Genomic DNA, 24,785 nt, shown 5'->3' on the forward strand with positions numbered 1-24,785 from the left:
GATGAGTGCCGTCGCCAACGGATACACCGGATACGGCAGCCGCCAGGCCACGCGTGTCGACGACATCAGCGGCCGCTATGATCCGTGGCTGCTGGGTTGCTGCATCGTGCTGGCTTGCATGGGCGTGGTGATGGTCGGGTCGGCCGCCGTGGCCGGCGCCGGCATGAATGTTGGCCCGTGGTACTTCCTGATCCGCCACGTGATGTTCCTGGCCGGAGGCTTGGTGCTGGCCGGCGTGTTGATGCGTACTGAACTCAAGTTCATCGAACAGCGCAGCCAGTTGCTGCTGTTGGCCTGCTTTGCGTTGTTGTTGTTGGTGTTCGTACCCGGGATCGGCAGCTCGGTGAATGGCGCCAAGCGCTGGATCAACCTGGGCATCTCGAAGTTCCAGGTGGTGGAGGCGGTCAAGCTGCTCTACATCGTGTGGTTGGCCAGTTACCTCAAGCGCTACAGCGAGGACGTGGCGGTTACCTGGATGGCGATGCTCAAGCCGGTAGGCGTGGTGGGTATGCTGGTCATCCTGCTGCTGTTGCAGCCGGATTTCGGTTCTTCGGTACTGCTGCTGGGCATCACGACCTGCATGCTGCTGTTGGGTGGCGCCCCGATCCGACGGATCATCCTGCCACTCGTGCTGTTGGTGCCGGCGCTGGTGGCGCTGGTGGTGTTCGAACCTTACCGCATGCGCCGCGTGACGTCGTTCATGGATCCGTGGCAGGACCAGCTCGGTGCCGGTTACCAGCTGAGTAATGCGCTCATGGCGATTGGCCGAGGCGAATGGTTCGGCGTGGGCCTGGGCGCTTCGGTACAGAAGCTGTCCTACCTGCCGGAAGCACATACCGATTTCATCTTCTCGGTGATTTCCGAGGAGCTCGGTTTCGCAGGCGCCTGCCTGGTGGTCGGCCTGTACGCGCTGCTGACTGCGCGCGCGTTTTGGGTGGGACTGAAGTGTGTGGAAATGAAGCGCCACTTCGCCGGCTACTGCGCGTTCGGGATCGCCCTGTGGATGGCGCTCCAAAGCGTGGTCTCGATCGGGGTGAACCTGGGCTTGTTGCCGACCAAGGGGCTCACCTTGCCGCTGATTTCATCTGGCGGTTCCAGCGTGCTGATGACCTGCGCGGCGCTCGGCCTTCTGCTGCGGGTGTCCTACGAATATGAGCGCGCGGCACGACAAGTCGCGAAGCTGCGAGGCGTTGGTTCGGCGCCGCCAGTGGGCAGCCCGCCGGCCACGTCGCAGCCGCCCATTCCGGCCGACGCCAGCGCGCGCGGCACCAGCCGCCTGCGCCAGCGGGTCGAGCCGAGCCTGGGTTCGCGTGACGTGGTCGATGCCATCGCAACCTTGCGGAGGCAGCGTTGAGCGCGCCCGCACCCATGACCGCATTCCTGGCAGAACCGCTGGTCATGATCCTGGCCGGTGGCACCGGTGGGCATATTTTCCCCGGCCTTGCAGTCGCGCATGCCTTGCGTGCGCGTGGCGTGCGGGTTGGTTGGTTGGGCGCGGATGGCGGCATGGAAACCCGGCTGGTGCCGCAACACGACATCGTCATCGACACCATTGCGGTCAAGGGTTTGCGCGGCAAAGGCGTGGGTGCGTTGCTCACTGCGCCGCTGCGGGTATTGCGTGCGGTGCGCGATGCTGCGCGCGTGCTGCGCAACCGGCGGCCGGCTGCGGTGGTGAGTTTCGGCGGCTATGCAGCGGGACCAGGCGGTATTGCCGCGCGCATCGCCGGCATCCCGCTGCTGGTGCACGAACAGAACCGCGCTGCCGGCCTGACCAACAAGGTGCTGGCCAAGGTCGCGCGGGTGGTGATGACCGGTTTCCCGCAGACGTTCGCGCATGAAATCGTCGTCGGCAATCCGGTGCGCGAGGCGATCACCGCCGTCGCTGCGCCGGCACAGCGCGACTTCCACCATGACGGCGCGCTGCGCCTGTTGGTGCTAGGCGGCAGCCAGGGCGCGCGCGCCTTGAACAACGCGGTGCCACAAGCAGCGGCCGCGCTTGGTCAGTCACTCGACCGGCCATTCGAAATCGTCCACCAGTGCGGCGAAAAAATGCTTGAAGAAGCACGCCGTGCGTATGCCGAAGCCGGGATCAAAGCGCATGTCGAACCCTTCATCGCCGACATGGCCGGCGCCTATGCCTGGGCGGACCTGGTCGTGTGTCGCGCCGGCGCATTGACCCTGGCCGAGTTGTGCGCAGTCGGCGTGGGCAGCGTGCTGGTGCCGTTCCCGCAAGCCGTCGATGACCATCAGACCCGCAATGCCGAATACCTGGTCGAGCGCGGCGCAGCGCTGCTGCTCAAGCAGGACGACACCTTGCCCACACGCCTGCGCGAAGTGTTGGCTGAACTTGCGGCCGATCCGGACAAGCGCTTCGCCATGGCCGACGCCGCGCGCGCGCTAGCCAAGCCAGATGCCGCCGAGCACGTCGCCGATGCGGTGCTAGCCACTATTTCGACCTCAACCCGGCCTCAATCAAGAGGGCTGCCTGATGCCCGTGCATAGCCTGCGCCTGCAGCAAATTGGTGACCTTGCGAAAGCGTTCCCGCGCGTGCATTTCGTCGGCATCGGTGGCGTCGGCATGAGTGGCATTGCCGAAGTGCTGTGCACGCTCGGCTACCAGGTCAGCGGTTCCGACAGCGCCGACAACGCAGTTACCCGCAGGCTTGCCGGCCTCGGTATCAATGTCTGCAAGGGTCACGCGGCAGCGAATGTGTTGGACGCCGACTGCGTGGTGGTCTCCAGCGCGATCAAGCCGGACAATCCGGAGTTGCTGGAAGCACGTTCGCAGCGCATCCCGGTGGTGCCGCGCGCGGAAATGCTGGCCGAGCTGATGCGCTTTCGCCACGGCATTGCAGTTGCCGGCACGCATGGCAAGACCACCACCACGTCGTTGCTTGCCAGCGTGCTGGCCGAAGGCGGCATGGATCCGACTTTCGTGATTGGCGGGCAGTTGCTCGCGGCCGGCGCCAACGCACGGCTTGGCAGTGGCAAGTGGCTGGTCGCCGAAGCCGATGAGAGCGATGGCAGTTTCCTGCGCTTGAACCCGGCGGTCGCCATCGTCACCAATATCGATGCCGACCATCTGGAGAACTACGGCGGTGATTTCGAACGGGTCAAGCAGGCGTTCTCCGAATTCCTGCACCGGCTGCCGTTCTATGGGCTGGCGGTGCTGTGCATCGACGATCCCGAGGTTGCCGTGCTGGCCGAAGCCACGCCGCGCCACGTGGTGACCTATGGCTTCGCTGCCGAAGCCGACATCCGTGCCGAAGACGTGAGCCAGCAGGGCGGGCGCATGCACTTCACGCTGTGCCTGCCAGATGGCACCCGCACACAAGTCACGCTGGCCTTGCCGGGTCGCCATAACGTGCAGAACGCCTTGGCCGCGTCGGCGGTGGCATGGCAATTGGGCGTTGGCAATGACGCGATTGCACGCGCGCTGGAAAACTTCGCCGGGATTGGCAGGCGCTTCAACCAGCTGGCGAAACTCTCGCTGGCCACCGGTGGCGACGCCATTCTGGTCGACGACTACGGCCACCACCCGAAGGAACTCGCGGCAGTGTTCGAGGCCGCACGCGGCGGTTGGGCTGAACGCCGCCTGGTGGTGGCGTTCCAGCCACATCGCTATTCGCGCACACGCGATCTGTTCGATGAATTCGCGGCGGTGCTTTCCACTGTCGATGCATTGGTGCTGACCGAGGTCTATCCGGCTGGCGAAGCGCCGATTGCGGGCGCCGATGCCAAGTCGCTGGCGCGCTCGATCCGCACCCGCGGCCGAGTTGATCCGGTAGTAGTCGGCAGTGCGGTGGAGTTGCCGGATGCACTAGTTGGCGTGCTTCGCGATGGCGACCTGCTGCTGATGATGGGCGCCGGCGACATCGGCCAGATCTCGCAATTGCTGGCCAGTGAAGGCCTGCAGGGAGACGCGTCATGACCGTCGCTCAAGACAACGTGTTCGCGCCGCTGCGCACCACCGATCCGCGCGCGTTCGGTCGCGTCGCTGTGCTGATGGGCGGCAGCAGTGCAGAGCGCGAGGTCTCGCTGGATTCCGGGCGCAAGGTTCTTGCCGCGCTACAGGAACGCGGCGTGGACGCGCATGCGGTGGACGGCATCCCGGAACTGATCGATGGACTGGTGCACGGGAAGTTCGATCGCGTGTTCAACATCCTGCACGGCAACAAGGGTGGTGGCGAAGACGGCGTACTGCAGGGCCTGCTGGAGGCGCTGGAAGTGCCGTGTACGGGTTCTGGCGTACTCGGCACCGCGCTGGCAATGGACAAGATCCGCACCAAGCAGGTTTGGATGAGCATGGGTTTGCCGACACCGCGCTTCGTGCGTCTGGCGCCGGGAGCAGATCTGCGCAGCGCGGCGTTTGAGCTTGGCTTGCCGGTGTTCGTGAAGCCGTCCAGTGAGGGCTCCAGCGTGGGTGTGGCGCGGGTGACCGATGAAGCGGGCATCGACAACGCCATCCAGGTCGCTCGCGCATACGGCGGCGAGATGCTGATGGAACAGATGATCGTCGGCGATGAACTGACCGTCGGCATCCTCGGTGATATTGCGCTACCTTCGATTCGGATCGTGCCCAAGGGCGAGTGGTACGACTACAACGCCAAGTACGTGGCCGACGACACCCAATACCTGTGCCCCGGCCTGCAGGGCGACGACGAGGACGAGATCCGTCGCATGGCGCTGGCCGCGTTCCGCGCTGCCGGCTGCAGCAGTTGGGGCCGGGTCGACGTGATGCGCGACCGCCAGACGGGCGCGATGCACCTGCTGGAAGTGAACACCGCGCCGGGCATGACCAACCATTCGCTGGTGCCCAAGGCTGCTGCGCAAATGGGCATCGACTTTGAAGAACTGTGCTGGCGCATCCTCGAGCAGAGCTTGCCGGCATCGACCCATGAGGCGGGCACATGAGCGCGATGCTGCGTTTGATGGGCTGGATCCTGGCGCTAGCGCTGGTGGCGCTGCCGGTGGTCGCCGTTGTCAACGGTTGGGTCGGCGGTGAGCGCTGGCCGCTGCGCACCCTGCGCGTACAGGGCGACCTGCATCGCGTGGACGAAACCAAACTGCGCGCCACGGTATTGCCGTTCGCCAAGCGCGGCTTCTTCGCGGTGCAACTGGATCGCATCCAGGCCGCAGTGAACGTGTTGCCCTGGGTCGAGCACGCGGAAGTGCGCAAGCACTGGCCGGACGTGCTGGAAGTGCGCATCAGCGAGCATCGCCCATATGCGCGCTGGGGCAAGGATCGATTGCTGTCGGAACAGGGCAAGTTGTTCGCGGCGATTAACGCGGTGGATGTGCCCAAGGGCTTGCCGCTGCTGGATGGCCCCGATGCACGTGTGCCGGAGGTCGTGGCGCTCTACAACCAGGCACGCGAGCGCTTGGCCAATGCCGGTGGCGTTCGCGGGGTGGCGGTAGACCGGCGGGGTAGCTGGTCGATCACGCTGGCTAGCGGCACCGACGTGGTGCTGGGCCGCAACGATTCCGATACACGCCTGCAACGCTTCGCGCACTTGTTGCCGCGGCTGGTCGCGCAGCACCCGGGTCAGCGGTTGGCACGCGCCGACCTGCGCTACACCAATGGCTTCGCCCTGGTTTGGGCCGAGCTTCCGGAAGCAGGCGACGTCAAACCGGCAACGCCTGCCATGCCACCTCTCCCCAAGCCCATCACCGCACTGCAATCGGGTGACGGGCGTTCGCTGCAAGGAACCACATGAATCGCAAGGGCGACAAATCATTGATCGTCGGCCTCGACGTCGGCACCTCCAAGGTCACCGCGTTGGTTGGCGAATATTCGCCGGGCGAGCCGATCGAAGTGATCGGCATCGGCAGCCATGAGTCTCGGGGCCTGCGCCGGGGCGTCGTGGTCGACATCGACTCCACCGTGCAGTCGATCCAGCGCGCGGTGGAGGAAGCCGAATTGATGGCCGGCTGCGAAGTGCGCAGCGTGTACGCATCGATCTCCGGCAACCACGTGCAGTGCCGCAATTCGCAGGGCATCGTTCCGATCCGCGATGGCGAAGTGACCTATGCAGACCTCGACCGCGTGCTGGATGCGGCCAAGGCCGTCGCGATCCCGGCCGACCAGCGCATCCTGCACGCAATCCCGCGCGACTATGTGCTGGATGATTCGCAGGAAGGCATTCGCAACCCGGTCGGGATGAGCGGCGTGCGCCTGGAAGTGCATGCGCATCTTGTCGTGTGTGCGCAATCGGCGGCGGCCAACATCACCAAATGCGTGCAGCGCTGCGGCCTGCAGGTGGATGACCTGGTGTTGTCCTCGCTGGCATCGAGCACCGCGGTGCTGACCCCGGATGAGCGCGAACTGGGCGTGGTGCTGGTCGATATGGGCGCCGGCACAACGGACTTGGCGGTCTACGTGCATGGCGCGATCAGCCATACCGCGTCGCTGCCGGTGGCCGGCGACAAGGTCACCGAGGACATCGCGCACATGCTGCGCACGCCCACGCCCGAGGCCGAGCAGATCAAGGTTCGCTACGCCTGCGCATTGGCACAGATGGCGCGCGCAGAAGAATCAATCCAGGTGCCGAGCGTCGGCGACCGACCACCACGGCGGTTACCACGGCATGCATTGGCGCAGGCCGTGCAGGCGCGCTACGAGGAAATCTTCGAGATGGTGCAGGCCGAACTGCGCCGCAGCGGCTTCGAGCAGCACGTACGTGCCGGCATGGTGCTGACCGGTGGAGCTTCGAAGATGGAAGGCGTGGTCGAACTGGCCGAGGAAATGCTGCAGATGCCGGTGCGCATCGGCATCCCGCAGCATGTCAGCGGGCTGGGCGAGGTGACTGGCAACCCGGTGCATGCCACTGGCGTGGGCCTGCTGCTGATGGGCAGCCAGATCGAGAATCCGCGGCGCTCGATGATGCCGGCCGGCAAGGTCGGCGGGCTGTTCGGGAAATTGTCGAAGTGGTATCGCGGCGAGTTCTAGTGATGAAAACGATTGATCCAGGATCAAGGCAATACGCAGGACGACGAAGACGGTGATGCGGCATCAGGCAAGGCATCCAATACAAGCCGATTCAATACAAGCCGATTCAAAACAAGAAATTCATGAATAACAAGAGGACACGGACATGGCGCATTTCGAACTGGTTGAAAAGATGGCCCCCAACGCGGTCATCAAAGTTGTAGGTGTGGGCGGTGGCGGCGGCAATGCCGTGGCACACATGGTCAGCAGCAATGTCGACGGCGTGGAATTCATCACCGCCAACACCGACTCGCAGGCGATCAAGAACTGCGGCGCGAAGCTGCAACTGCAATTGGGCGGCAACGTCACCAAGGGCCTGGGCGCGGGTGCTAATCCGGAAGTCGGCCGCCAGGCCGCGCTGGAAGACCGCGAGGTGATCATGGACGCGCTGCAAGGCGCCGACATGGTATTCATCACCGCCGGCATGGGTGGCGGCACCGGCACCGGCGCCGCGCCGGTAGTGGCGCAGCTGGCCAAGGAAATGGGCATTCTCACGGTTGCCGTGGTCACCAAGCCGTTCCCGTTCGAAGGTCGCCGGCGCATGCAGGTCGCGCTGAAGGGCATCGAGGAACTGAGCCAGCATTGCGACTCGCTGATCACCATCCCGAACGAAAAACTGATCACCGTGCTCGGCCGCAACGCGACCATGATCCAGGCTTTCCGCGCCGCCAACGACGTGTTGCTGGGCGCGGTGCAGGGCATCGCCGACCTGATCGTGCGTCCGGGCCTGATCAACGTCGACTTCGCCGACGTGCGCACCGTCATGTCCGAAATGGGCCTGGCGATGATGGGCACCGGCAGCGCTCGCGGAGACGACCGCGCGCAGGCTGCCTCCGAGGCGGCGATCCAGAACCCGTTGCTGGACGACGTCAACCTGCAGGGCGCCAATGGCATCCTGGTCAACATCACCGCCGGCCCCGACTTCACCATGGCCGAGTTCGACGAAGTCGGTCGCACCATCGAAGCGTTTGCCTCGGAAGACGCGACCGTGGTCATCGGCACCGTGCTGGATCCGGATATGCAGGACGAAGTCCGGGTGACTGTCGTGGCTACCGGCTTGAACCGGGTTACCGGCCGCCAGACGGCGGGCCGCGACCGCCCCGAAGCCCGCTTCGACACCGGCTTTGATGCGCCGCGTCGTCCGCAAGTGCAGCTGGTCAGCACCCAGGGCAAGCGCGACGGCACCACCGGCCTGATGATCGACGAAGTGTCCGATCCGTTCGTGCCGGGCGCCGGCGGCAGCTTCGTCAGCGGCTTGCGTCGCAGCGCCGAAACGGCGTCGTCCGCGCCTGCCATTGCGGAGTTGCCACAGGATGGCGGCTATCTGGATATCCCGGCGTTCCTGCGTCGCCAGGCGGATTGAGACCGAGCTGACATCCCGGCATTGTCATGCCCCTTCCCCCGCCAGCGGGGGAAGGCTGGGATGGGGGCAACGGGCGCTCTCCTCCCTCTCAACTCACCCCCACCCCAACCCCAACCCAACCCCAACCCTCCCCCGTAAACAGGGGAGGGAGCTGGAACTGCTCCATGTCCCCATCCGGGCCACGCCGGCCCGGACGGTCTTGCGGTCGACTGGCGATCATTCGCCAGTCGACCGGTTTTCGTTCCGCTGCGTTGCGCCAGCGTGACTTCCGCTCGCGTTCAGCTTGGTGCATGCTAGGCTCGCAGACTGTGCCCGGGCGCCATTTCCGATAGCGATCAGGCCCAAGCAATCCAATCCCAGATCGTCCCTGACTTTGCAGGACCCCACTTCCGACGATGCTGCGCCAACGCACCCTCAAGAACCTGATCCGCGCCACCGGCGTGGGCCTGCACAGCGGCGAGAAAGTCTTTCTCACCATGCGCCCGGCCCCGGTGGATACCGGTATCGTGTTCCGTCGCACCGACCTCGAACCAGTGGTGGACATTCCGGCACATGCCGGACTAGTCACTGAAACCGTGCTGTGCACCGGGCTGTCGCGCGATGGCGGCAAGGTGATGACGGTCGAGCATTTGATGTCGGCGCTTGCCGGGCTTGGCATCGACAATGCCTATATCGAGCTGACCGCGCCCGAAGTCCCGATCATGGATGGCTCGGCTGGCCCGTTCGTATTCCTGCTGCAGTCTGCCGGTATCGCCGAGCAGAATGCGGCCAAGAAATTCATCCGCATCCTGCAACCAGTCGAGGTGCGCGAGGGCGACAAGTTCGCACGCTTCACTCCGCACCAGGGCTTCAGGATCGGCTTTACGGTCGAGTTCAACCACCCGGCGATCCCGAGCTCGCGGTCGCGCGCGGAAGTGGATTTTTCCACCAGCGCCTATATCAACGAAGTCAGTCGCGCCCGCACGTTCGGTTTCATGCACGACCTGGAATACATGCGCGAGCGCAATCTCGGGCTTGGCGGATCCATGGACAACGCCATCGTGCTGGACGAATTCCGGGTGCTGAACGAGGACGGCCTGCGTTACGCCGACGAGTTCGTCCGCCACAAGATCCTCGACGCGGTCGGCGACTTGTATCTGGCGGGCCACGCGATTATCGGCGCCTATGAAGGCTTCAAATCCGGCCACGCGCTGAACAACCGGCTAGTGCGCGCCTTGCTGGCTGATGCCAGTGCCTGGGAAGAAATCAGCTATTTGGACCCCGAAATAGCCCCGCCACTGCTGTATTCCACGGCAACCCCTGCCGGCGCGATGGCCTGAGTGAGATGCCACGGGCTGTGACCCCACGCACGTATTCAGCTTGCTGATTACGGGTTTTTTAACAAAATCACATACTTATGACGTTAGGATGCCCCGTTGGCCGGTTGGGTGATCGTTTTGCGTGCCTGTCCGGCTTGGTCATCGGTCTTCCCCAGCGCTTGGTGCTATGTCATCGGGCGCGTCAGACCGCAGCAATGCCAAGGCAGTCGCCAATCCTGATCGGGTGGCCGCCGACATCGGTGGAGTGGAGCGTGCGGCCGGCGGTAACGGTCGCAACGGCTGCAGCGTCGTCTTGACGTGCAGCGCCGCCACATCGAGCCCGATGGAGCGGGCGGCGGTGAGCAATTCGGATGTGGCCAGCCGCAATTTGGCATGCCAGACCGGCGCATCAACGACGTAAACGAGCTTGTCGCCACGCACATTCGCCAATCGCGAGTGTGCAGCCAGTGAAGGCGGCAGGCAGGGACGCAACAGTTGGTCCATTGCATCGAGCCACAAGGCGCGGCGCAACGGGTCTCCGGTGCTTCCAGCGAACAGCGCATCCAGCGCGGCGCGGGGCCCGGCAGGCGGCTTGGCTTCTTTGTCGAAGGACATGGAGCGGGGCGTGGACCGCGAACGAGACATGACTCAATGACCGAAACAACCAGTCCACACCATAACGCCTCGACTCGCCCAAGCACGCAGACAAGGGTGCTGACGCAGATTCGCGCACTGGGCTACCGGCTCCGTTTCTGGTCGATGCAGCATCCGCTGGCCGCTGCCGGCGTGGTGCTCGCCGTCGGCATCCTGGCCGGCGCAGGGGTGCGTAGCGCCGCCGGCATGGCCCAGGTCGAAGCGATGCAGACGGCCGACGCCGCACGCCAGGCCGAGTTGAAGCAGGTGCGCCGCAATGCCCAGCATGAGGTCAATGCGCTGGCCGCACGGCTGGCTGAACTGCAGGCACAGGCCAACCGCCTGAATGCGCTCGGTGCACGCCTGACCCAGGCGGGCCAGTTGCAGGACGGTGAGTTCGACTTCGACAAGCCTGTCGGCCAGGGTGGCGTGGGACGCGCCAGCGACATGCCACCGGGCGAACTGCACCAGCGCCTGGCAGGCCTTGAAGGCCAGTTCCATGATGCCGACACCCAGCTGTCGGTGCTGGAGAGCCTGTTGTTCAACCGCGAACTGGATCGAAACGCGATTCCATCCGGCGATCCAATCGCCAACAGCTACATCACTTCGGGCTTCGGCGGGCGCGCAGATCCGTTTGGCGGCGGCCACCAGTTCCACAAAGGGATCGATTTCGAGGCCAGCGTTGGCGACCCGGTGCTGGCCGTCGCCGATGGCGTGGTCAGCTTTTCCGGCGTGCGCTCGGGCTATGGCAACGTGATCGAGATCGACCATGGCAACGGTTACGTGACGCGCTACGCCCACAACTCCCGGCTGGAGCGCACGGTCGGCGACCTGGTGCGCAGCGGCCAGGAAATCGCCAAGGCCGGTTCCACTGGACGATCCACCGGCGCGCATGTCCATCTGGAAGTGTGGCAAGACGGCCGAGTGATCAATCCGCTCAAGTTCCTGGCCAGTGCGTCGCAGGGCCGTCGCGGCTGATTTTTCGTTTGAACCAAGCTCACCTTTTCCGGTCACAACTTACCTTGTAAACGCCGGCCGTCGCCTCCAGCTACACTATTGGACTGCCAAAACGGGCGCATGGCGCCCGTTTTCATTCGCCCGTTTTCATTGATCGCCACGTGATGCCGCTGCATTTCCGGATGCGCGCATCCCCCAGACCGGATTCCTCGCACCATGCTCAACAGCTTGCTCACCAGCGTCTTCGGCAGCCGCAACGAACGCCTGCTCAAGCAACTCAACAGCCAGGTCAAGAAGATCAATGCGCTGGAACCGCAAATGCAGGCGTTGTCCGACGAAGTCCTGAAAGCCAGTACCGAGGAGTTCAAGGCACGCATCGCCAAGGGCGAGTCGCTGGACAATTTGCTACCGGAAGCCTTTGCGGTTTGCCGCGAGGCCTCGGTCCGTGTGTTCGACATGCGCCATTTCGACGTCCAGCTGATCGGCGGCATGGTGCTGCATCTGGGCAAGATCGCGGAAATGCGCACCGGCGAGGGCAAGACCCTTATGAGTACGCTGGCGGTCTACCTCAATGCGCTGGAAGGCAATGGCGTCCATGTCATTACGGTCAACGACTATCTGGCCCGTCGCGACGCCGCCTGGATGGGCAAGCTCTACACCTGGCTGGGACTGAGCGTGGGTGTGGTGTATCCGGGCATGCCGCATTCGGACAAGCACTCTGCGTACGCCGCCGACATCACCTACGCGACCAACAACGAGATCGGCTTCGACTACCTGCGCGACAACATGGCGCTGGCCAAGGAAGACCGGTTCCAGCGCGGCTTGCACTACGCGATCATCGATGAGGTCGACTCGATCCTGATCGATGAGGCGCGTACACCGCTGATTATTTCCGGCCCATCGGACGACTCGCCGGAGCTGTACCTGAGCGTCAACAAGATCGTGCCTTCGCTGGTCCGGCAGAAGACCGAGGAAGATGAAGGCGATTTCTGGGTGGACGAGAAGGGCAAGCAGGTTCACATGTCCGAAGAAGGCCAGGAACACGCCGAGCACCTGTTACGCGGCGCAGGCATCCTCGGCGAGGACGACAGCCTGTACGCCCCGCAGAACATCCACGTTGTCCACCATCTCAACGCCGCGATGCGCGCGCATGCGATCTACCAGCGCGACGTGGACTACATCGTGCGCGATGACGAAGTGATCATCGTCGATGAATTCACCGGTCGCACCCTGCAGGGCCGGCGCTGGTCGGATGGCCTGCACCAAGCGGTGGAGGCGAAGGAAGGCGTGCAGGTCCAGCGCGAGAACCAGACCCTGGCATCGGTCACGTTCCAGAACCTGTTCCGCATGTACGACAAGCTGGCCGGCATGACCGGCACCGCTGACACCGAGGCCTATGAGTTCCAGAACATCTATGGGCTGGAAGTGACCGTGGTGCCGACCCACCGGCCAATGGTCCGCAAGGATCATTCCGACCTGGTGTTCCTCAATCGCGCCGGCAAGTACCGCGCAGTGGTCAAGGACATTATTGATTGCGTAGAGCGCGGTCAGCCGACGCTGGTCGGCACGACCTCGATCGAAGTGTCGGAACTGCTCAGTGAAGAACTGAAGGTTGCCGGCATCAAGCATGAGGTACTCAATGCCAAGCAGCACGAGCGCGAAGCAATTATTGTCGCCAACGCAGGCGCGCCGGACGCGGTGACGATCGCCACCAATATGGCCGGTCGCGGCACCGACATCGTGCTGGGCGGTTCGCTGGAAACCGAAATGGCCGACCTCGAAGCGCAGGGCGAAGTCGACGACGTCACCCGCGCGCGGCTCAAGGCCGAATGGCAGGTGCGCCATGACACGGTCAAGGCTGCAGGCGGTCTGCACATCATCGGCACCGAACGCCACGAATCGCGGCGCATCGACAACCAGCTGCGTGGCCGCTCCGGCCGCCAGGGTGACCCGGGTTCGTCCCGCTTCTACCTGTCGCTGGAAGACAATTTGATGCGCATCTTCGCTGCCGACTGGGTGCAGAAGGTGATGCAGCGGATGGGCCTGAAGGAAGACGACATCATTGAAAGCCCGTTGGTGACCAAGCAGATCGCCAATGCGCAGCGCAAGGTGGAAGCGCACAACTTCGACATCCGCAAGAACCTGCTGGAGTTCGATGACGTCAACAACGACCAGCGCAAGGTGATCTATTCCCAGCGCAACGAACTACTGGAAGCCGAAAGCATCCAGGGCAACGTCGACGGCATCCGTTCGGACGTGGTCGGCGAGATGGTCGAGCGTTTCATCCCGCCCAATTCTGTCGATGAGCAATGGGACCTGGCCGGCCTGCAGGCGGAACTGGTCGCCGAGTACGGCGTGCAGATGGACCTGGTGAAGCTGCATGCCGAACACGAGGAACTCGACACTGAACAGATCGAGGAGAAAGTGCAGGAAACCGTCTCCGGCATGTTCGCCGAGAAAGAAACACAGGTCGGCGGCGAGACCATGCGCATGCTGGAAAAGCACGTCATGTTGAATGTGCTGGACCAAACCTGGAAGGAACACCTTGCGCGCATGGATTATCTGCGCCAAGGCATCCACCTGCGCGGCTATGCGCAGAAGCAGCCGAAACAGGAATACAAGAAGGAAGCGTTCGAGCTGTTCTCCGAGCTGCTGGAGAAGGTCAAGCGCGAAGTGATCTCCTTGTTGGCCCGCGTGCGCATCCGTGACGAAAACGAGATCGCCAATGCCGAAGCCGCAGAGCGTGCACAAGCCGAATCAACCGCGCAGCAGATGCAGTTCCAGCATGCCGACATGGGCGGCCTGGGCGCAGACGAAGAAGCTGCGGATGTCGCTTCGCCAGGTGGCCAGGGCTTCCAGCAGACGGCCCGCGCCATGCCCAAGATTGGCCGCAATGAGGCTTGCCCATGTGGTAGCGGGAAAAAGTACAAGCACTGCCACGGGCAGCTGACCTGACACAAATCCACGTCGTCGCCGGCGTCATCCGCGACCCGCGCGGGCGCATCCTGCTGGCGCGACGCACCGAAGGCCGTGACTTGGCCGGACTGTGGGAATTTCCCGGCGGCAAGGTCGAGCCCGGCGAATCGTCCGAACGGGCGCTCCAGCGCGAACTGCACGAGGAACTCGGCATCCATGCCAGCGTAGGCACGCCCCTGATCTGCGTGCCGCAGCAATACCCGGACAAGCGACTGGTGCTGGACGTGCGTGAGGTGCATGCCTACGAAGGCACGCCCAAGGGTCTGGACGGCCAGGCACTAATCTGGGCTCCGCCGCATTTGCTGGCCAGCTATCCGATGCCACCTGCAGATCGTCCGGTGGTCGCGGCGTTGCGGCAGCCAGATCGCTACCTGATCACGCCCGAACCAGGCGCCAGTGACGATGCAGCGTGGCTTGCAGCTCTGCAACATGCATTGGCCGCCGGCATCCAGCGCGTGCAATTGCGCGCGCGCGATTGCGAAACCGGGCGTTGGGAACGACTGGCTGCCAGTGCAGCCGAGTTGTGTCGGGATGCACGGGCCGAACTGCTCATCAATGGCGACATCGCGATGGCAGCGCGCCTTGATTGCGGCGTGCACCTGCGTTCGACACAGTTGCATGATCGCGAATGTGCGCCAGCGATCAAACAACACGCCAGCGCCGGGCGCGTGCTGGCGGCGTCTTGCCACGCAACGCAGGATCTGGTGCGTGCGCAGGAACTGGACTGTGGCTTCGTCGTGCTCGGCCCGGTGCAGGCCACGGTGACGCATGCGGACATCAGCGGTATCGGGTGGGATGTGTTCTCGCGGATGCGCGAGCAGGTTTCACTCCCGATCTATGCATTGGGTGGCATGCGCGTGGACGATATCCCGGCTGCGCGCAATTACGGTGCGCAGGGTATCGCCGCGATCCGCGGGCTATGGGTGTAGACGCGCGCTAGAGCGCGACACTTACCCGCCAGCGAGTGCCCGATACAAGCGATCCAGCGCTTGCACATGCGCATCCAACTGCCTTGGCGGGCCATCGTTGACCAGCACATCGTCGGCGATTGCCAGGCGCTGCTGACGGCTGGCTTGCACCGCCATCATCCGCCGGGCCAATGCTTCATCGATGCCGTCGCGCTGCAGCAAGCGCTGCAGTTGCACGGCTTCGGGGACATCGACCACCAGGATACGCTGCAGCCACGGGTAGGCCTTGCGCCCGCCGCTTTCGGCCAACAGCGGCACGGCGGCGATCACGTAGGGGGTGTCTGCGCTGGAGCACGCCGCATGAAGCAACTCGCGCACATGCGGGTGGATGATGCCCTCCAGCCGCTTGCGGGCATCCGTGTCGTTGAACACGCGGCGGCGCATCGCCGGGCGATCCAGATTGCCATCGGCAGCCAGCACACCAGCGCCGAACATGTCGACGACATCGGCCAGGCCATCACTGCCGATCGCCACCGCTTCGCGCGCGGCCAGGTCGGCATCCGCAACCACGATCCCCAGCGCCTCGAAGCGTCGGGTGACTTCGCTTTTGCCAGAGGCGATGCCGCCGGTCAGGCCGATGACATAGTTGTTCATGGGCAGCAGAAAAAAGGGGTCAGAGTGAAGTTTCCTGACGTAAATCTGGAACGACCGGGTGAAGTAGGCAGGAAATTCACTCTGACCCCTTTTTCGGTCAAGTGGTCAGGAAACTTCACTCTGACCCCATTTCTCTTCACGCTAATCCTGAAAACCGCATGTACGCACCGACCAACTGTCCGCCCCAGAAAAAACTGATCCAGCCGGCGATGGCAAGGTAGGGCCCGAATGGAATCGGCGTGGCTTTGTCCTTGCCCTTGGCCATCAGCCAGATCGAACCGATGACCGCGCCCACCAGCGATGAAATCAGTACCGTCGGCAGTACACCGGCCAACCCGGTCCAGGCGCCCAGTGCTGCCAGCAGCTTGAAGTCACCGTGGCCCATGCCTTCCTTGCCGGTCAGCTGCTTGAACAGCCAGTACACCGACCACAGGCTCAGATAGCCGGCCATCGCGCCCAGCATCGCAGCTTTCTGGCCGACGTAGAGGTTCTCCACCGATGCGACCAGACCAAGCCATAGCAGCGGGAGGGTCAGCTGGTCGGGTAGCAGGCGGGTCCGAAAGTCGATACCGGACAGCGCAACCAGATAACTGGTCAGCAGGATTGCGCCAAAGCCCTTCCAACCGAACCCGAATCGCCAGACGCAGGCCAGGAACAGCAGACCCGTCAGCAGTTCCACCAATGGATACTGGATGGAAACCGGCGCCTTGCAGCCACGGCACTTGCCGCCCTGGATCGCCCAGCTGAATACCGGGATGTTCTCGTACCAATGCAGCGCCCTCTTGCAGTGCGGGCAGTGCGAGCCTTCGACCACGATTCCCGGTGGCGGTGGATCGTACAGCTCGGGCTCGTCGAGGATCTCGCGGGCATCGCGCTTCCACTCCCACTCCAGGCGACGCGGCAGGCGCAGGATCACCACATTCAGGAAACTTCCGACCAGCAAACCAAGCCCAGCCGCAGCTGGGTAGCCGAGGCCGGGGTGTGCATCCAGGAAAGCCATCCGGTTACATCACCGTCGAGGCGAGCTTGAAGATCGGCAGGTACATCGCGATCACGATGGACCCAACCAACGTGCCGATCACCACCATCACCAGCGGTTCGATCAGGCTGGACATCGCGTCCACCGCATTGGCGACCTCTTCCTCGTAGAACTCGGCGACCTTGAACAGCATCGTGTCCAGTGCGCCGGCTTCTTCGCCGATCGCGGTCATCTGCACCACCATATGCGGGAATACGTTGACCTGCTTCATCGCGACGTTAACCGGGTAACCAACCGATACGTCCTCTTTCATGCGCCGTACGGCCTTTTCATAGACCGTATTGCCGGTGGCACCGGCTACGCTGTCGAGGGCTTCCACCAATGGTACGCCGGCCTGGAAGGTCACTGCCAGGGTACGGGCGAAACGCGCGACCGCTGAATTGTGCAGCACCTGTCCGATCACGGGAATTTTCAGCATCATCCGGTCGATAAAGTGCTGCAACGGCACCGAGCGCTTGTAGAAGAACAGGAAGGCGAATACGGCGGCACCAACAATGATTGCGACCAGCCACCACCATTCCACCAGTTTTTCGGATATCCCGAAGACCAGCTTGGTGAAGGCGGGCAGGTCGGCGCCGAATGACTGGAAGGCTTCCTCAAACGTAGGCACCACGAACACCAAGAGGATGCCGCAGACGATGATGGCCACGGCAACAATGGACGCTGGATAGAATAGGGCCTTCTTGATCTTGCCCTTGATCGATTCCATGTTTTCTTTATAGGTCGCGATCGTCTCAAGTACCGTTTCCAGCACGCCGGAAGTCTCGCCGGCACTGACCAGGTTCCGATACAGCTCATCGAATTGAACCGGGTAGCGCTCCAGCGCCTCGGAGATCGACGCGCCGCCCTCGATGTCGTTGCGCAAGCCTTGGACCATCTTCTTCATGGTCTGGTTCTTGTTGCCGCCACCAATGATCTCCAGCGCCATCACGATCGGCACGCCGGATTTCATCATGGTCGCCAGCTGGCGGCTGAAGATCGCGATGTCACGCGGTGAGATCTTCTTGGCGCCTCCAAAAAAGGGCTTTGATTTGGTTTTAACCACCGTAGGAGTGATGCCCTGCTTGCGCAGCTCGGCGCGCAGCAGGTTGGCGTTCTTGGCCAGTTGTTCGCCCTTCATCACCACGCCCCGCTTGTCGCGGCCCTGCCAGATGAACTCCACCATCGGGTTCAACCGGCGCGATTCGGCCTGGGTCCTGGCTTTGCTGATTGCGGTTCTGCGTGCGGCCATGTTGGCTCCCTCAATCCTTGGTGACGCGGTTGATCTCGACAAGACTGGTGACGCCGGCCTTGACCTTGTCCAACGCCGATCGGCGCAGGTCGCGGACGCCGCTGACCAGAGCCGCCTGGGTAATCTGTTGCACGTTACCACCGGCCAGCACGATCTGCTGGATCTGGTCGGTCATCGGCATCACCTGGTAGATACCGGCACGGCCCTTGTAGCCTTCCGTGCAGTCCTCGCAACCTACCGGCTCGAACAGGGTGATACCCGCATGCACCTCATCGTCAGTAAAGCCCTCGGCGAGCAGGGCATGTTCGGGCAGATGCACCGCGCGCTTGCAGTCGTGCAGGCGGCGCACCAGACGCTGGGCGATGACCAGACTGACTGAACTGGTGATATTGAAGGGCGCGATGCCCATGTTCATCAAGCGCGCGATCGTCTGGGGGGCGTCGTTGGTATGCAGGGTGGACAGCACCATATGGCCAGTCTGCGCCGCCTTGATCGCGATCTCAGCGGTTTCAAGATCGCGGATTTCGCCCACCATGATGATGTCCGGGTCCTGGCGCAGGAAGCTGCGCAGCGCAGCGGCGAAGGTCATGCCGCGCTTGACGTTCTGCTGCACCTGGTTGATGCCGTTCAGTCGGATTTCGACCGGGTCTTCCACGGTGGAAATGTTGCGGGTTTCGTCGTTCAGGATGCCGAGCGCCGTATACAGCGACACGGTCTTGCCGGAACCGGTCGGGCCAGTCACCAGTACCATCCCGTAAGGCTTGTGGATGGCGTCGATGAATAGCTTCTGCTGGTCCGGCTCATAGCCCAGCTTGTCGATGCCCAGCTTGGCCGCGCTGCCGTCCAGGATGCGCAGCACGATCTTCTCGCCAAACAGGGTCGGCAGGGTGCTGACGCGGAAGTCGATCTGCTTGCTCTTGGACAGGTTGAGCTTGATGCGGCCGTCTTGCGGCACACGCTTCTCGGCAATGTCCAGCTGGGCCATGACCTTCAGGCGCGCCGCGATGCGCTGGTGCAGCTTGTTCGGGATCTTCTTGACCGTCTTGAGGATGCCGTCGATGCGCAGGCGCACCCGGTAATCGGTCTCGTAAGGCTCGAAGTGGACGTCCGAGGCACCCTTGCGGATGCCGTCCACCAGCACCTTGTTGATGAATTTGACCACCGGCGTGTCTTCGCCGCTGGCATCGATGCCGGTGTCGTTCGACAGGTCCTCATCGCCACCGCTGACTTCCAGTCCTTCCAGGCCGTCCCCGTCTCCATCATCGAATGCCTCGGCGGCTTCCAGCCACAGATCCAGGCAGCGCTTCAGGCCGTCCGCATCAACCAGGATGGGCTCGACGGTCAGGTTGGTATGGAATTTGATCTCTTCCAGCGCGCCAATGTCGGTGGGATCGGCGATACCGACGAACAGCCGGTTACCGCGCTTGTGCAGCGGCAAAATCTGATGCTTGCGCAGCAATTCTTCCTTGACCAGGTTGATCGCCGACTGCGTCGGATCCACGGACAGCGGATCGATCAGCGGCATCCCGAATTCCAGCGAATGCGCAGCGGCCAGCGCGCGCGTCGGGACCAGCTTGTGGTCGGCAATGTAAGTGGCCAGCGGCACCTTTGCCTGGGTGGCCGCGTCCATGGCCTTGCGCGCGTCAGCTTCCTCCATGGCGCCATCCAGCACCAGGCGCCGGGCGATGCCGGTGATTCCCATCAGATTGGCGGCATTTACTGCACTCATTGGCTGTTGCTCTCCCCAGCGAGTATCGACTTTACCGCAATCCGGCCAGAGCGCGAACAGTGACGACTGCCCCTGCACGACTCCTGACAATCACGCTAGTCTTGATGCATGGGTATTCAGACATCTGCGATCAGCATCATCCTGCCAGCGCGTAATGAAGCGGCTGGCCTGGCCCTGACATTGCCGCGCCTGCGGCAGATCTATCCGGATGCCGAGTTGATCGTGGTTGATGATGGCTCTACGGACGAGACCCTACAGGTGGCGGAGGCACACGGTGCGCGGGTTCTTCGCAGTCCGTATGGAATGGGCAACGGCGCCGCCATCAAGCGCGGTACGCGTGCGGCGACCGGCGACATTCTCGTCTTCATGGACGCCGACGGCCAGCACGACCCCGCCAATATTCCGGAATTGCTCGCGAAGCTGGAAGCCGGCTACGACATGGCGGTAGGTGCGCGCGCCCGCGGAGGCCAGGCCAACGCCGGGCGCAGTCTGGCTAATGCGTTTTACAACAGATTGGCCAGCTGGATGACCGGGCACAAGGTGCTGGATCTGACTTCGGGCTTTCGCGCCGTTAATGCGGGCAAGTTCCGCGAATTCCTGCACCTGCTTCCCAACGGCTTCAGCTACCCCACGACCAGCACCATGGCGTTCTTCCGCAGTGCCTATGCAGTGGCCTACGTCCCGGTTCCGGTGGCATCGCGAGTCGGCACTGGCAGCCATATCCGCCCCATCAGGGATGGCATCCGCTTCCTGTTGATCATCTTCAAGATCGCCACCCTGTATTCGCCGGTCAAGCTGTTCGCGCCAACCGCGTTGGCGTTCTTCGTGACCGGGATCGGATACTACGGATGGACCTTCTTCACTCAGCACCGGCTCACCAACATGAGCATGCTGCTGTTCAGTGCTTCGGTCATTATCTTCCTGATCGGGTTGGTGTCAGAGCAGATCACTTCGCTGACTTATCGCAGGCATGACTGAAGCGAACGTACTCCTGCGCAATCGGTTGCGTCAGGTCCTGGGGCCAATACTCGCTACACCGCTCCATCCCCAGTGGCTGATCGTCAAACACGGGCGTGAGCGAACTGATTGGGTGTCACGGCGTGCTGTCGGGATAGTCCTGGACATTGGCTGTGCCGATGGGAGTATTCGTAAATCATTGACGCGAATCAGCGAATACCACGGCCTGGATTACCCGAGTACGGCCGAGGGTCTATATGGGACGCGTCCGGAGATATTCGGGGATGCCAGGAGGCTTCCTTTCCAGGACCGTTCATTCGATACGGTCATGCTGCTAGATGTCCTGGAGCATGTCCCGGATCCCGAACTCGCATTGAATGAAGCCAGCCGGGTGTTGCGCCTGGGTGGGCATTTACTCCTCACGATACCTTTCGCCTATCCGCTACATGACCAGCCGCATGATTATCAGCGTTTGACTGAACATGGCCTTGCACGCCGCATTCACCAGGCAGGCCTACACCTTGAGTTGATTCAGCCGGTCGGGCTAACAGCGGAAGTGGCATCAGCCAATTTATCGATGGCTCTTGCCCAAGGGGGGATTGATGCGATCACGAACAGGAGTTGGCGCATGCTCTGGCTGCCACTGCTTCCATTTGCAATTGTCTTGGTCAATGTATTGGGATGGTGCTTCGGCAGGATGTGGCCAACGCAACAAATGATGCCTGGAGCCTATTTCGTCGAAGCTGTACGCCTGAATGATTAAACCGGCTAGCGATCGACGTCCGCGCTTGTTGGTCCTCGCGTCCACTTATCCACGTTGGTTGGGCGACCCTGAGCCCGGGTTCGTGCATGAGCTGTCTCGACGCCTGACAGACAAGTTCGATGTCACCGTGCTTGGTCCGCATGCACCGGGCGCCGCGACTGAAGAAATGTTCGATGGCGTTCGCGTCATGCGTTATCGGTATGCGCCAATGCGGCTTGAAACCCTAGTGAACGATGGTGGCATCGTCACCAATCTGAAGCGGCACCGGTGGAAATGGTTTCTGCTGCCAGGTTTCCTGCTGATGCAGGCCTGGTCGACTTGGAGGTTGATCAGACAGTTCCGGCCCGATGTGGTGCATGCGCACTGGTTACTTCCGCAAGGTCTGATCGTCGCACTCATCGGCTTAATCGAGCCGCTGACGCCGCCGATGGTGGTCACGTCGCACGGGGCCGACCTGTTCGCGCTGCGGGCGAAGCCATTGCAGGTGCTCAAGCGATTTGTCGCTAGGCGAGCCGCAGCGCTGGCGGTCGTCAGCGCCGCGATGCGGGACGAACTCACGCGAATGGGTATCGATCTGGGCAAGGTCCATGTCGAACCGATGGGCGTGGATTTGAATGGCCGATTCTCGCCGGATCCCACCATCGAGCGTTCCCGAGACGAGATCCTCTTTGTTGGCCGTCTTGTGGAGAAGAAGGGCCTCCGGCATCTTGTCGAGGCGATGCCGGCGATCCTGCGCGTCCATCCCACGGCGCGGCTGACGATCGTCGGATTCGGGCCCGAGGAGCAGGCCTGCCGCGAGCAGGTCAGGCAATTTGGCTTCGTCGACCGGGTGACATTTCTCGGCGCGGTGCCGCAGGATGGCTTGGCCCCGCTGTACCAACGAGCAGCGGTATTCGTGGCACCGTTCGTGCGCACACAGGGCGGCGACCAGGAAGGGCTGGGACTGGTGCTGATCGAGGCCGCGGGTTGCGGCTGTCCGATCGTCGCCGGTAATCTGCCGGCCGTGCGCGACGTGGTGAAGGACGAAACCATTGGCCTCCTCGTCCAATCGGACGACATCGCGGAGTTGGCGGGTGCAGTGTGCGCTGCGCTGGAGGTGCCCGTTACTGACCATGCTGTCGCTGAGAGGGTGCACGCAGTTCAGCACTTCGACTGGCGAATGCGGGCAAAGGCCTACGCGGCTCTGCTCGGCGCCCAGGTGGCCGAATGATGCGTGTCTGGTTGCCTACCATTCGCGCGGGAACCGGCGCTGATGTATTCACCGAACGGCTGGCGGCAGCATTGCGCGCTCGAGATATTGAGGTCGACATCACTTGGTTCCCGGCCTGGTACGAGTTCCTGCCGGAACTGATGCGCCTGCATCGCGTGCCGGAGGGTACCGATGTCATCCATGCGAACGGCTGGCTAGCCTTGCCCTTCGTGGGGCGTGGCATACCGGTGGTGGCCACCGTGCTCCATCTCGTGCACGATCCGGCCTACGCGCCCCATCGTTCCTTCGGCCAGACGCTTTACCATCGCTGGCACATCCGCTGGCGCGAGCAACGCGCTCTGCAGGGGAGCCAGGCCGTCACCGCGATCTCGGCCTATGTCGCTGGCACCGTGCGCTCTTTCTGCGGTCACGCCAACGTATTGGCAATCCCCAACTGGGTCGACACCACGCGGTACGTTCCAGATCCGGGTTACGTCCCGGACCCGGCTCGACCGTTCCGCTTGTTGATGGTCGGCAACCACAGTCGGCGCAAAGGGTTTGACCTTCTCCCGGGATTGGCTGTCGCGCTCGGTCCGCGTTTTGCATTGCGCTGCACGGGTGGATTGCGCGGCGTGAGCGTCGCCACGATGCCGGGCGTGCACATGCTCGGCCGGCTGACGGAGGATGAATTGGTCCGCGAGTACCAGCACTGCGACGCGGTGATCTCGCTGTCACGGTATGAGGGCTTCGGTTACACCGCGCTGGAAGGCATGGCGTGCGGGAAGCCGGTCGTTGCGTTTCAAACCAGTGCGGTGACCGAGGTCGTCGATGATGGCGTCACCGGATTACTTGTGTCTGTCGACGATGTGCCCTCGTTTGCCGCGCGGTGTCGGCAACTGGAGAGCGATCGCGGGCTGGCGCGCCTGATGGGTATCGCAGGAAGGCAGCGCGCAATCGAGGTGTTCGGCGAGGCGGCTGCAATCGGTGCGTACCTGCGCGTTTACGCGGGACTGGTTGGTTGGCCCCTAATCAGCGGTGAATAACGCCGCGAACGCGCGTTTGCTTTCGGCGTTGTAGTCACGTGGCAGCGGGTCTGGCCGCTGCTGCAGCAGCGACTGTTCTATGCCGCTCGCGATCGATGCTGCGTCTGGGTCCACCAGTACCGCCCGTCCGTGCGCGGCCTCGCGCAGCTCCGGGATATTGGTCGCCACCACCCTGGTGCCGCAGGCAAGTGCCTCCGCAACCGGCATGCCGTAGCCTTCGTAAATCGACGGAAACACAAACGCATCGGCACCCGCGTACAGCGGTGGCAGGTCCGCATCGTCGACGAAGCCCAGGCGACGTATGCCGGGAATGCCCTGTTCCAGTTGGCGCGCCAGCCCGGACTGGCCCCAGCCCCCGGCCCCCGCCAGCACCAGCGTGTGGTCGCGCAGTCGTCCCGCGGCCTTCAATGCCAAAAACGCGTCGATCAGGGCACCGATGTTTTTTCGTGGCTCGAAGGTCGCCACGCTTAACAGATATGGGCCATTCAGGCCGTGCTTGGCGCGTACGCGATCAATTTCGTTCGGGTGTTGAACGCCAAAATGCGGTGCGATGCCGGGGTGCACAACAAGGTCAGCGCGACGGCCGGTATAACGGGCGAGTCTTGATGCGGTACCCGCAGAAATGGCGACCACACGGGTGGCGCGCCGCACATCATGGCGCAAGAAGAGTGTGTGGGCGAGCCGGTTCGCTGGCGTCATGGTACGAGGCACTATGACATGGTTCAGGTCGTAGGCTACGCTTATCGAACGGAGGTTCTCAGGTAGCGAAGGTAGTAATGTCCGTGTACCCACGAACCAGTCCAGGCGATCATGGGCAATGAGGCTGGGAGCTAGATACTTAAGCCAAAAATATCCGCCGAGATGAGTAAGTTGCCATTCGTGCTGCCGCTCGATCCAGCGTTGCGATGGTAGTGCTACCGAAGGTGAATACGGCGAGTAGGCAAAGAACTCGGCGTCAGGAAACGCGGCGTCCAATGTATGGCATAACTCTAGAACGTAGCGGCCTATGCCCGATAATTGCCCTGCCAACGGACGGGCATCGATTCCGATCCTCATG

Annotated in this window: 20 protein-coding genes and 1 pseudogene; 15 read left to right on the forward strand and 6 right to left on the reverse strand. The window is 62.9% G+C overall.

Annotation, left to right across the window (positions count from 1 at the left end; all coding sequences use genetic code 11):
- The first annotated feature begins 1 nt into the window (after nucleotide 1).
- The 8 genes and pseudogenes from ftsW (at nucleotide 2) to lpxC (ending at nucleotide 9,670) form a co-directional block, all read left to right on the forward strand.
- Nucleotides 2–1,354 carry a putative lipid II flippase FtsW gene (gene ftsW, locus PSV05_RS14135; protein ID WP_300066461.1) on the forward strand — a complete coding sequence of 451 codons (1,353 nt, stop codon included), beginning with the start codon at nucleotides 2–4 and terminating at the stop codon, nucleotides 1,352–1,354.
- A 44-nt stretch (nucleotides 1,355–1,398) separates the two neighbouring features.
- Nucleotides 1,399–2,442, forward strand: a pseudogene (murG, locus tag PSV05_RS14140) (undecaprenyldiphospho-muramoylpentapeptide beta-N-acetylglucosaminyltransferase); the annotation flags it as partial.
- Between the two features lie 46 nt (nucleotides 2,443–2,488).
- On the forward strand, nucleotides 2,489–3,931 hold the full coding sequence (murC, locus tag PSV05_RS14145; protein WP_300066464.1) for a UDP-N-acetylmuramate--L-alanine ligase: 1,443 nt from the start codon (nucleotides 2,489–2,491) through the stop codon (nucleotides 3,929–3,931).
- Nucleotides 3,928–4,914, forward strand: coding sequence for a D-alanine--D-alanine ligase (locus PSV05_RS14150; RefSeq protein ID WP_300066467.1), 987 nt, complete (start codon nucleotides 3,928–3,930; stop codon nucleotides 4,912–4,914). The genes murC and PSV05_RS14150 overlap by 4 nt, the downstream gene beginning before the upstream one ends.
- The gene (locus PSV05_RS14155; protein WP_300066470.1) at nucleotides 4,911–5,717 is read left to right on the forward strand and encodes a cell division protein FtsQ/DivIB; all 807 of its coding nucleotides are present in this window, start codon (nucleotides 4,911–4,913) and stop codon (nucleotides 5,715–5,717) included. Before PSV05_RS14150 ends, PSV05_RS14155 begins: the two co-directional genes overlap by 4 nt.
- On the forward strand, nucleotides 5,714–6,949 hold the full coding sequence (gene ftsA, locus PSV05_RS14160) for a cell division protein FtsA (protein ID WP_300066473.1): 1,236 nt from the start codon (nucleotides 5,714–5,716) through the stop codon (nucleotides 6,947–6,949). The genes PSV05_RS14155 and ftsA overlap by 4 nt, the downstream gene beginning before the upstream one ends.
- 145 nt (nucleotides 6,950–7,094) lie before the next feature.
- Nucleotides 7,095–8,351, forward strand: a complete 1,257-nt coding sequence (gene ftsZ / locus PSV05_RS14165; RefSeq protein ID WP_300066476.1) for a cell division protein FtsZ — start codon at nucleotides 7,095–7,097, stop codon at nucleotides 8,349–8,351.
- Between the two features lie 395 nt (nucleotides 8,352–8,746).
- Nucleotides 8,747–9,670 carry a UDP-3-O-acyl-N-acetylglucosamine deacetylase gene (lpxC, locus tag PSV05_RS14170; protein WP_300066479.1) on the forward strand — a complete coding sequence of 308 codons (924 nt, stop codon included), beginning with the start codon at nucleotides 8,747–8,749 and terminating at the stop codon, nucleotides 9,668–9,670.
- A 138-nt stretch (nucleotides 9,671–9,808) separates the two neighbouring features.
- On the opposite strand, the gene PSV05_RS14175 is transcribed toward lpxC, so the two are convergent.
- The gene (locus tag PSV05_RS14175) at nucleotides 9,809–10,264 is read right to left on the reverse strand and encodes a DUF721 domain-containing protein (RefSeq protein WP_300066482.1); all 456 of its coding nucleotides are present in this window, start codon (nucleotides 10,262–10,264) and stop codon (nucleotides 9,809–9,811) included.
- 144 nt (nucleotides 10,265–10,408) lie between these two features.
- Here PSV05_RS14175 and PSV05_RS14180 point away from each other — a divergent pair, with 144 nt between their 5' ends.
- The 3 genes from PSV05_RS14180 (at nucleotide 10,409) to PSV05_RS14190 (ending at nucleotide 15,144) form a co-directional block, all read left to right on the forward strand.
- Nucleotides 10,409–11,260, forward strand: coding sequence for a M23 family metallopeptidase (locus PSV05_RS14180; protein ID WP_300067028.1), 852 nt, complete (start codon nucleotides 10,409–10,411; stop codon nucleotides 11,258–11,260).
- A gap of 195 nt (nucleotides 11,261–11,455) precedes the next feature.
- Nucleotides 11,456–14,194 carry a preprotein translocase subunit SecA gene (gene secA / locus PSV05_RS14185; protein ID WP_300066485.1) on the forward strand — a complete coding sequence of 913 codons (2,739 nt, stop codon included), beginning with the start codon at nucleotides 11,456–11,458 and terminating at the stop codon, nucleotides 14,192–14,194.
- Nucleotides 14,191–15,144 carry a Nudix family hydrolase gene (locus PSV05_RS14190; protein WP_300067031.1) on the forward strand — a complete coding sequence of 318 codons (954 nt, stop codon included), beginning with the start codon at nucleotides 14,191–14,193 and terminating at the stop codon, nucleotides 15,142–15,144. The genes secA and PSV05_RS14190 overlap by 4 nt, the downstream gene beginning before the upstream one ends.
- Before the next feature lie 21 nt (nucleotides 15,145–15,165).
- Here the strand turns inward: PSV05_RS14190 and coaE are convergent, their stop codons facing one another.
- From coaE to pilB, 4 genes are all read right to left on the reverse strand, one after another.
- Nucleotides 15,166–15,777, reverse strand: a complete 612-nt coding sequence (gene coaE / locus PSV05_RS14195) for a dephospho-CoA kinase (RefSeq protein ID WP_300066488.1) — start codon at nucleotides 15,775–15,777, stop codon at nucleotides 15,166–15,168.
- 136 nt (nucleotides 15,778–15,913) lie between these two features.
- Nucleotides 15,914–16,777: an A24 family peptidase gene (locus tag PSV05_RS14200; RefSeq protein ID WP_300066491.1), complete on the reverse strand. Its 864-nt coding sequence runs from the start codon at nucleotides 16,775–16,777 to the stop codon at nucleotides 15,914–15,916.
- Nucleotides 16,778–16,781: 4 nt separating this feature from the next.
- Entirely contained in the window at nucleotides 16,782–18,047 is a 1,266-nt protein-coding gene (locus tag PSV05_RS14205; protein WP_300066494.1) for a type II secretion system F family protein, read from the reverse strand.
- Between the two features lie 10 nt (nucleotides 18,048–18,057).
- Complete coding sequence (gene pilB, locus PSV05_RS14210; protein WP_300066497.1) at nucleotides 18,058–19,776, reverse strand: type IV-A pilus assembly ATPase PilB; 1,719 nt, start codon at nucleotides 19,774–19,776, stop codon at nucleotides 18,058–18,060.
- A 108-nt stretch (nucleotides 19,777–19,884) separates the two neighbouring features.
- Between pilB and PSV05_RS14215 the strand changes: the two genes are divergently transcribed.
- From PSV05_RS14215 to PSV05_RS14230, 4 genes are all read left to right on the forward strand, one after another.
- Complete coding sequence (locus tag PSV05_RS14215; protein WP_300066499.1) at nucleotides 19,885–20,754, forward strand: glycosyltransferase family 2 protein; 870 nt, start codon at nucleotides 19,885–19,887, stop codon at nucleotides 20,752–20,754.
- Nucleotides 20,747–21,496, forward strand: a complete 750-nt coding sequence (locus PSV05_RS14220) for a class I SAM-dependent methyltransferase (RefSeq protein WP_300066502.1) — start codon at nucleotides 20,747–20,749, stop codon at nucleotides 21,494–21,496. Before PSV05_RS14215 ends, PSV05_RS14220 begins: the two co-directional genes overlap by 8 nt.
- Nucleotides 21,497–21,578: 82 nt before the next feature.
- Nucleotides 21,579–22,706 (forward strand): glycosyltransferase family 4 protein, encoded by a 1,128-nt coding sequence (locus PSV05_RS14225; RefSeq protein ID WP_300066505.1) that lies wholly within the window; start codon nucleotides 21,579–21,581, stop codon nucleotides 22,704–22,706.
- Nucleotides 22,706–23,728, forward strand: coding sequence for a glycosyltransferase family 4 protein (locus tag PSV05_RS14230; RefSeq protein ID WP_300066507.1), 1,023 nt, complete (start codon nucleotides 22,706–22,708; stop codon nucleotides 23,726–23,728). Before PSV05_RS14225 ends, PSV05_RS14230 begins: the two co-directional genes overlap by 1 nt.
- Here the strand turns inward: PSV05_RS14230 and PSV05_RS14235 are convergent.
- A complete protein-coding gene (locus tag PSV05_RS14235) occupies nucleotides 23,711–24,784 on the reverse strand; it encodes a glycosyltransferase family 1 protein (RefSeq protein WP_300066510.1) in 1,074 nt (357 codons plus the stop codon). The genes PSV05_RS14230 and PSV05_RS14235 overlap by 18 nt on opposite strands.
- Between the last annotated feature and the right edge of the window lies 1 nt (nucleotide 24,785).

It is taken from the genome of Thermomonas sp. (assembly GCF_029945965.1).
Lineage (GTDB): Bacteria > Pseudomonadota > Gammaproteobacteria > Xanthomonadales > Xanthomonadaceae > Thermomonas.

Excerpts from the sequence above, each read along its gene's own strand:
- ftsW (WP_300066461.1), top strand. The coding sequence starts at position 2 with ATGAGTGCCGTCGCCAACGGATACACCGGATACGGCAGCCGCCAGGCC.
- murC (WP_300066464.1), top strand. The coding sequence starts at position 2,489 with ATGCCCGTGCATAGCCTGCGCCTGCAGCAAATTGGTGACCTTGCGAAA.
- PSV05_RS14150 (WP_300066467.1), top strand. The coding sequence starts at position 3,928 with ATGACCGTCGCTCAAGACAACGTGTTCGCGCCGCTGCGCACCACCGAT.
- PSV05_RS14155 (WP_300066470.1), top strand. The coding sequence starts at position 4,911 with ATGAGCGCGATGCTGCGTTTGATGGGCTGGATCCTGGCGCTAGCGCTG.
- ftsA (WP_300066473.1), top strand. The coding sequence starts at position 5,714 with ATGAATCGCAAGGGCGACAAATCATTGATCGTCGGCCTCGACGTCGGC.
- ftsZ (WP_300066476.1), top strand. The coding sequence starts at position 7,095 with ATGGCGCATTTCGAACTGGTTGAAAAGATGGCCCCCAACGCGGTCATC.
- lpxC (WP_300066479.1), top strand. The coding sequence starts at position 8,747 with ATGCTGCGCCAACGCACCCTCAAGAACCTGATCCGCGCCACCGGCGTG.
- PSV05_RS14175 (WP_300066482.1), bottom strand. The coding sequence starts at position 10,264 with ATGTCCTTCGACAAAGAAGCCAAGCCGCCTGCCGGGCCCCGCGCCGCG.
- PSV05_RS14180 (WP_300067028.1), top strand. The coding sequence starts at position 10,409 with ATGCAGCATCCGCTGGCCGCTGCCGGCGTGGTGCTCGCCGTCGGCATC.
- secA (WP_300066485.1), top strand. The coding sequence starts at position 11,456 with ATGCTCAACAGCTTGCTCACCAGCGTCTTCGGCAGCCGCAACGAACGC.
- coaE (WP_300066488.1), bottom strand. The coding sequence starts at position 15,777 with ATGAACAACTATGTCATCGGCCTGACCGGCGGCATCGCCTCTGGCAAA.
- PSV05_RS14200 (WP_300066491.1), bottom strand. The coding sequence starts at position 16,777 with ATGGCTTTCCTGGATGCACACCCCGGCCTCGGCTACCCAGCTGCGGCT.
- PSV05_RS14205 (WP_300066494.1), bottom strand. The coding sequence starts at position 18,047 with ATGGCCGCACGCAGAACCGCAATCAGCAAAGCCAGGACCCAGGCCGAA.
- pilB (WP_300066497.1), bottom strand. The coding sequence starts at position 19,776 with ATGAGTGCAGTAAATGCCGCCAATCTGATGGGAATCACCGGCATCGCC.
- PSV05_RS14215 (WP_300066499.1), top strand. The coding sequence starts at position 19,885 with ATGGGTATTCAGACATCTGCGATCAGCATCATCCTGCCAGCGCGTAAT.
- PSV05_RS14220 (WP_300066502.1), top strand. The coding sequence starts at position 20,747 with ATGACTGAAGCGAACGTACTCCTGCGCAATCGGTTGCGTCAGGTCCTG.
- PSV05_RS14230 (WP_300066507.1), top strand. The coding sequence starts at position 22,706 with ATGCGTGTCTGGTTGCCTACCATTCGCGCGGGAACCGGCGCTGATGTA.
- PSV05_RS14235 (WP_300066510.1), bottom strand. The coding sequence starts at position 24,784 with ATGAGGATCGGAATCGATGCCCGTCCGTTGGCAGGGCAATTATCGGGC.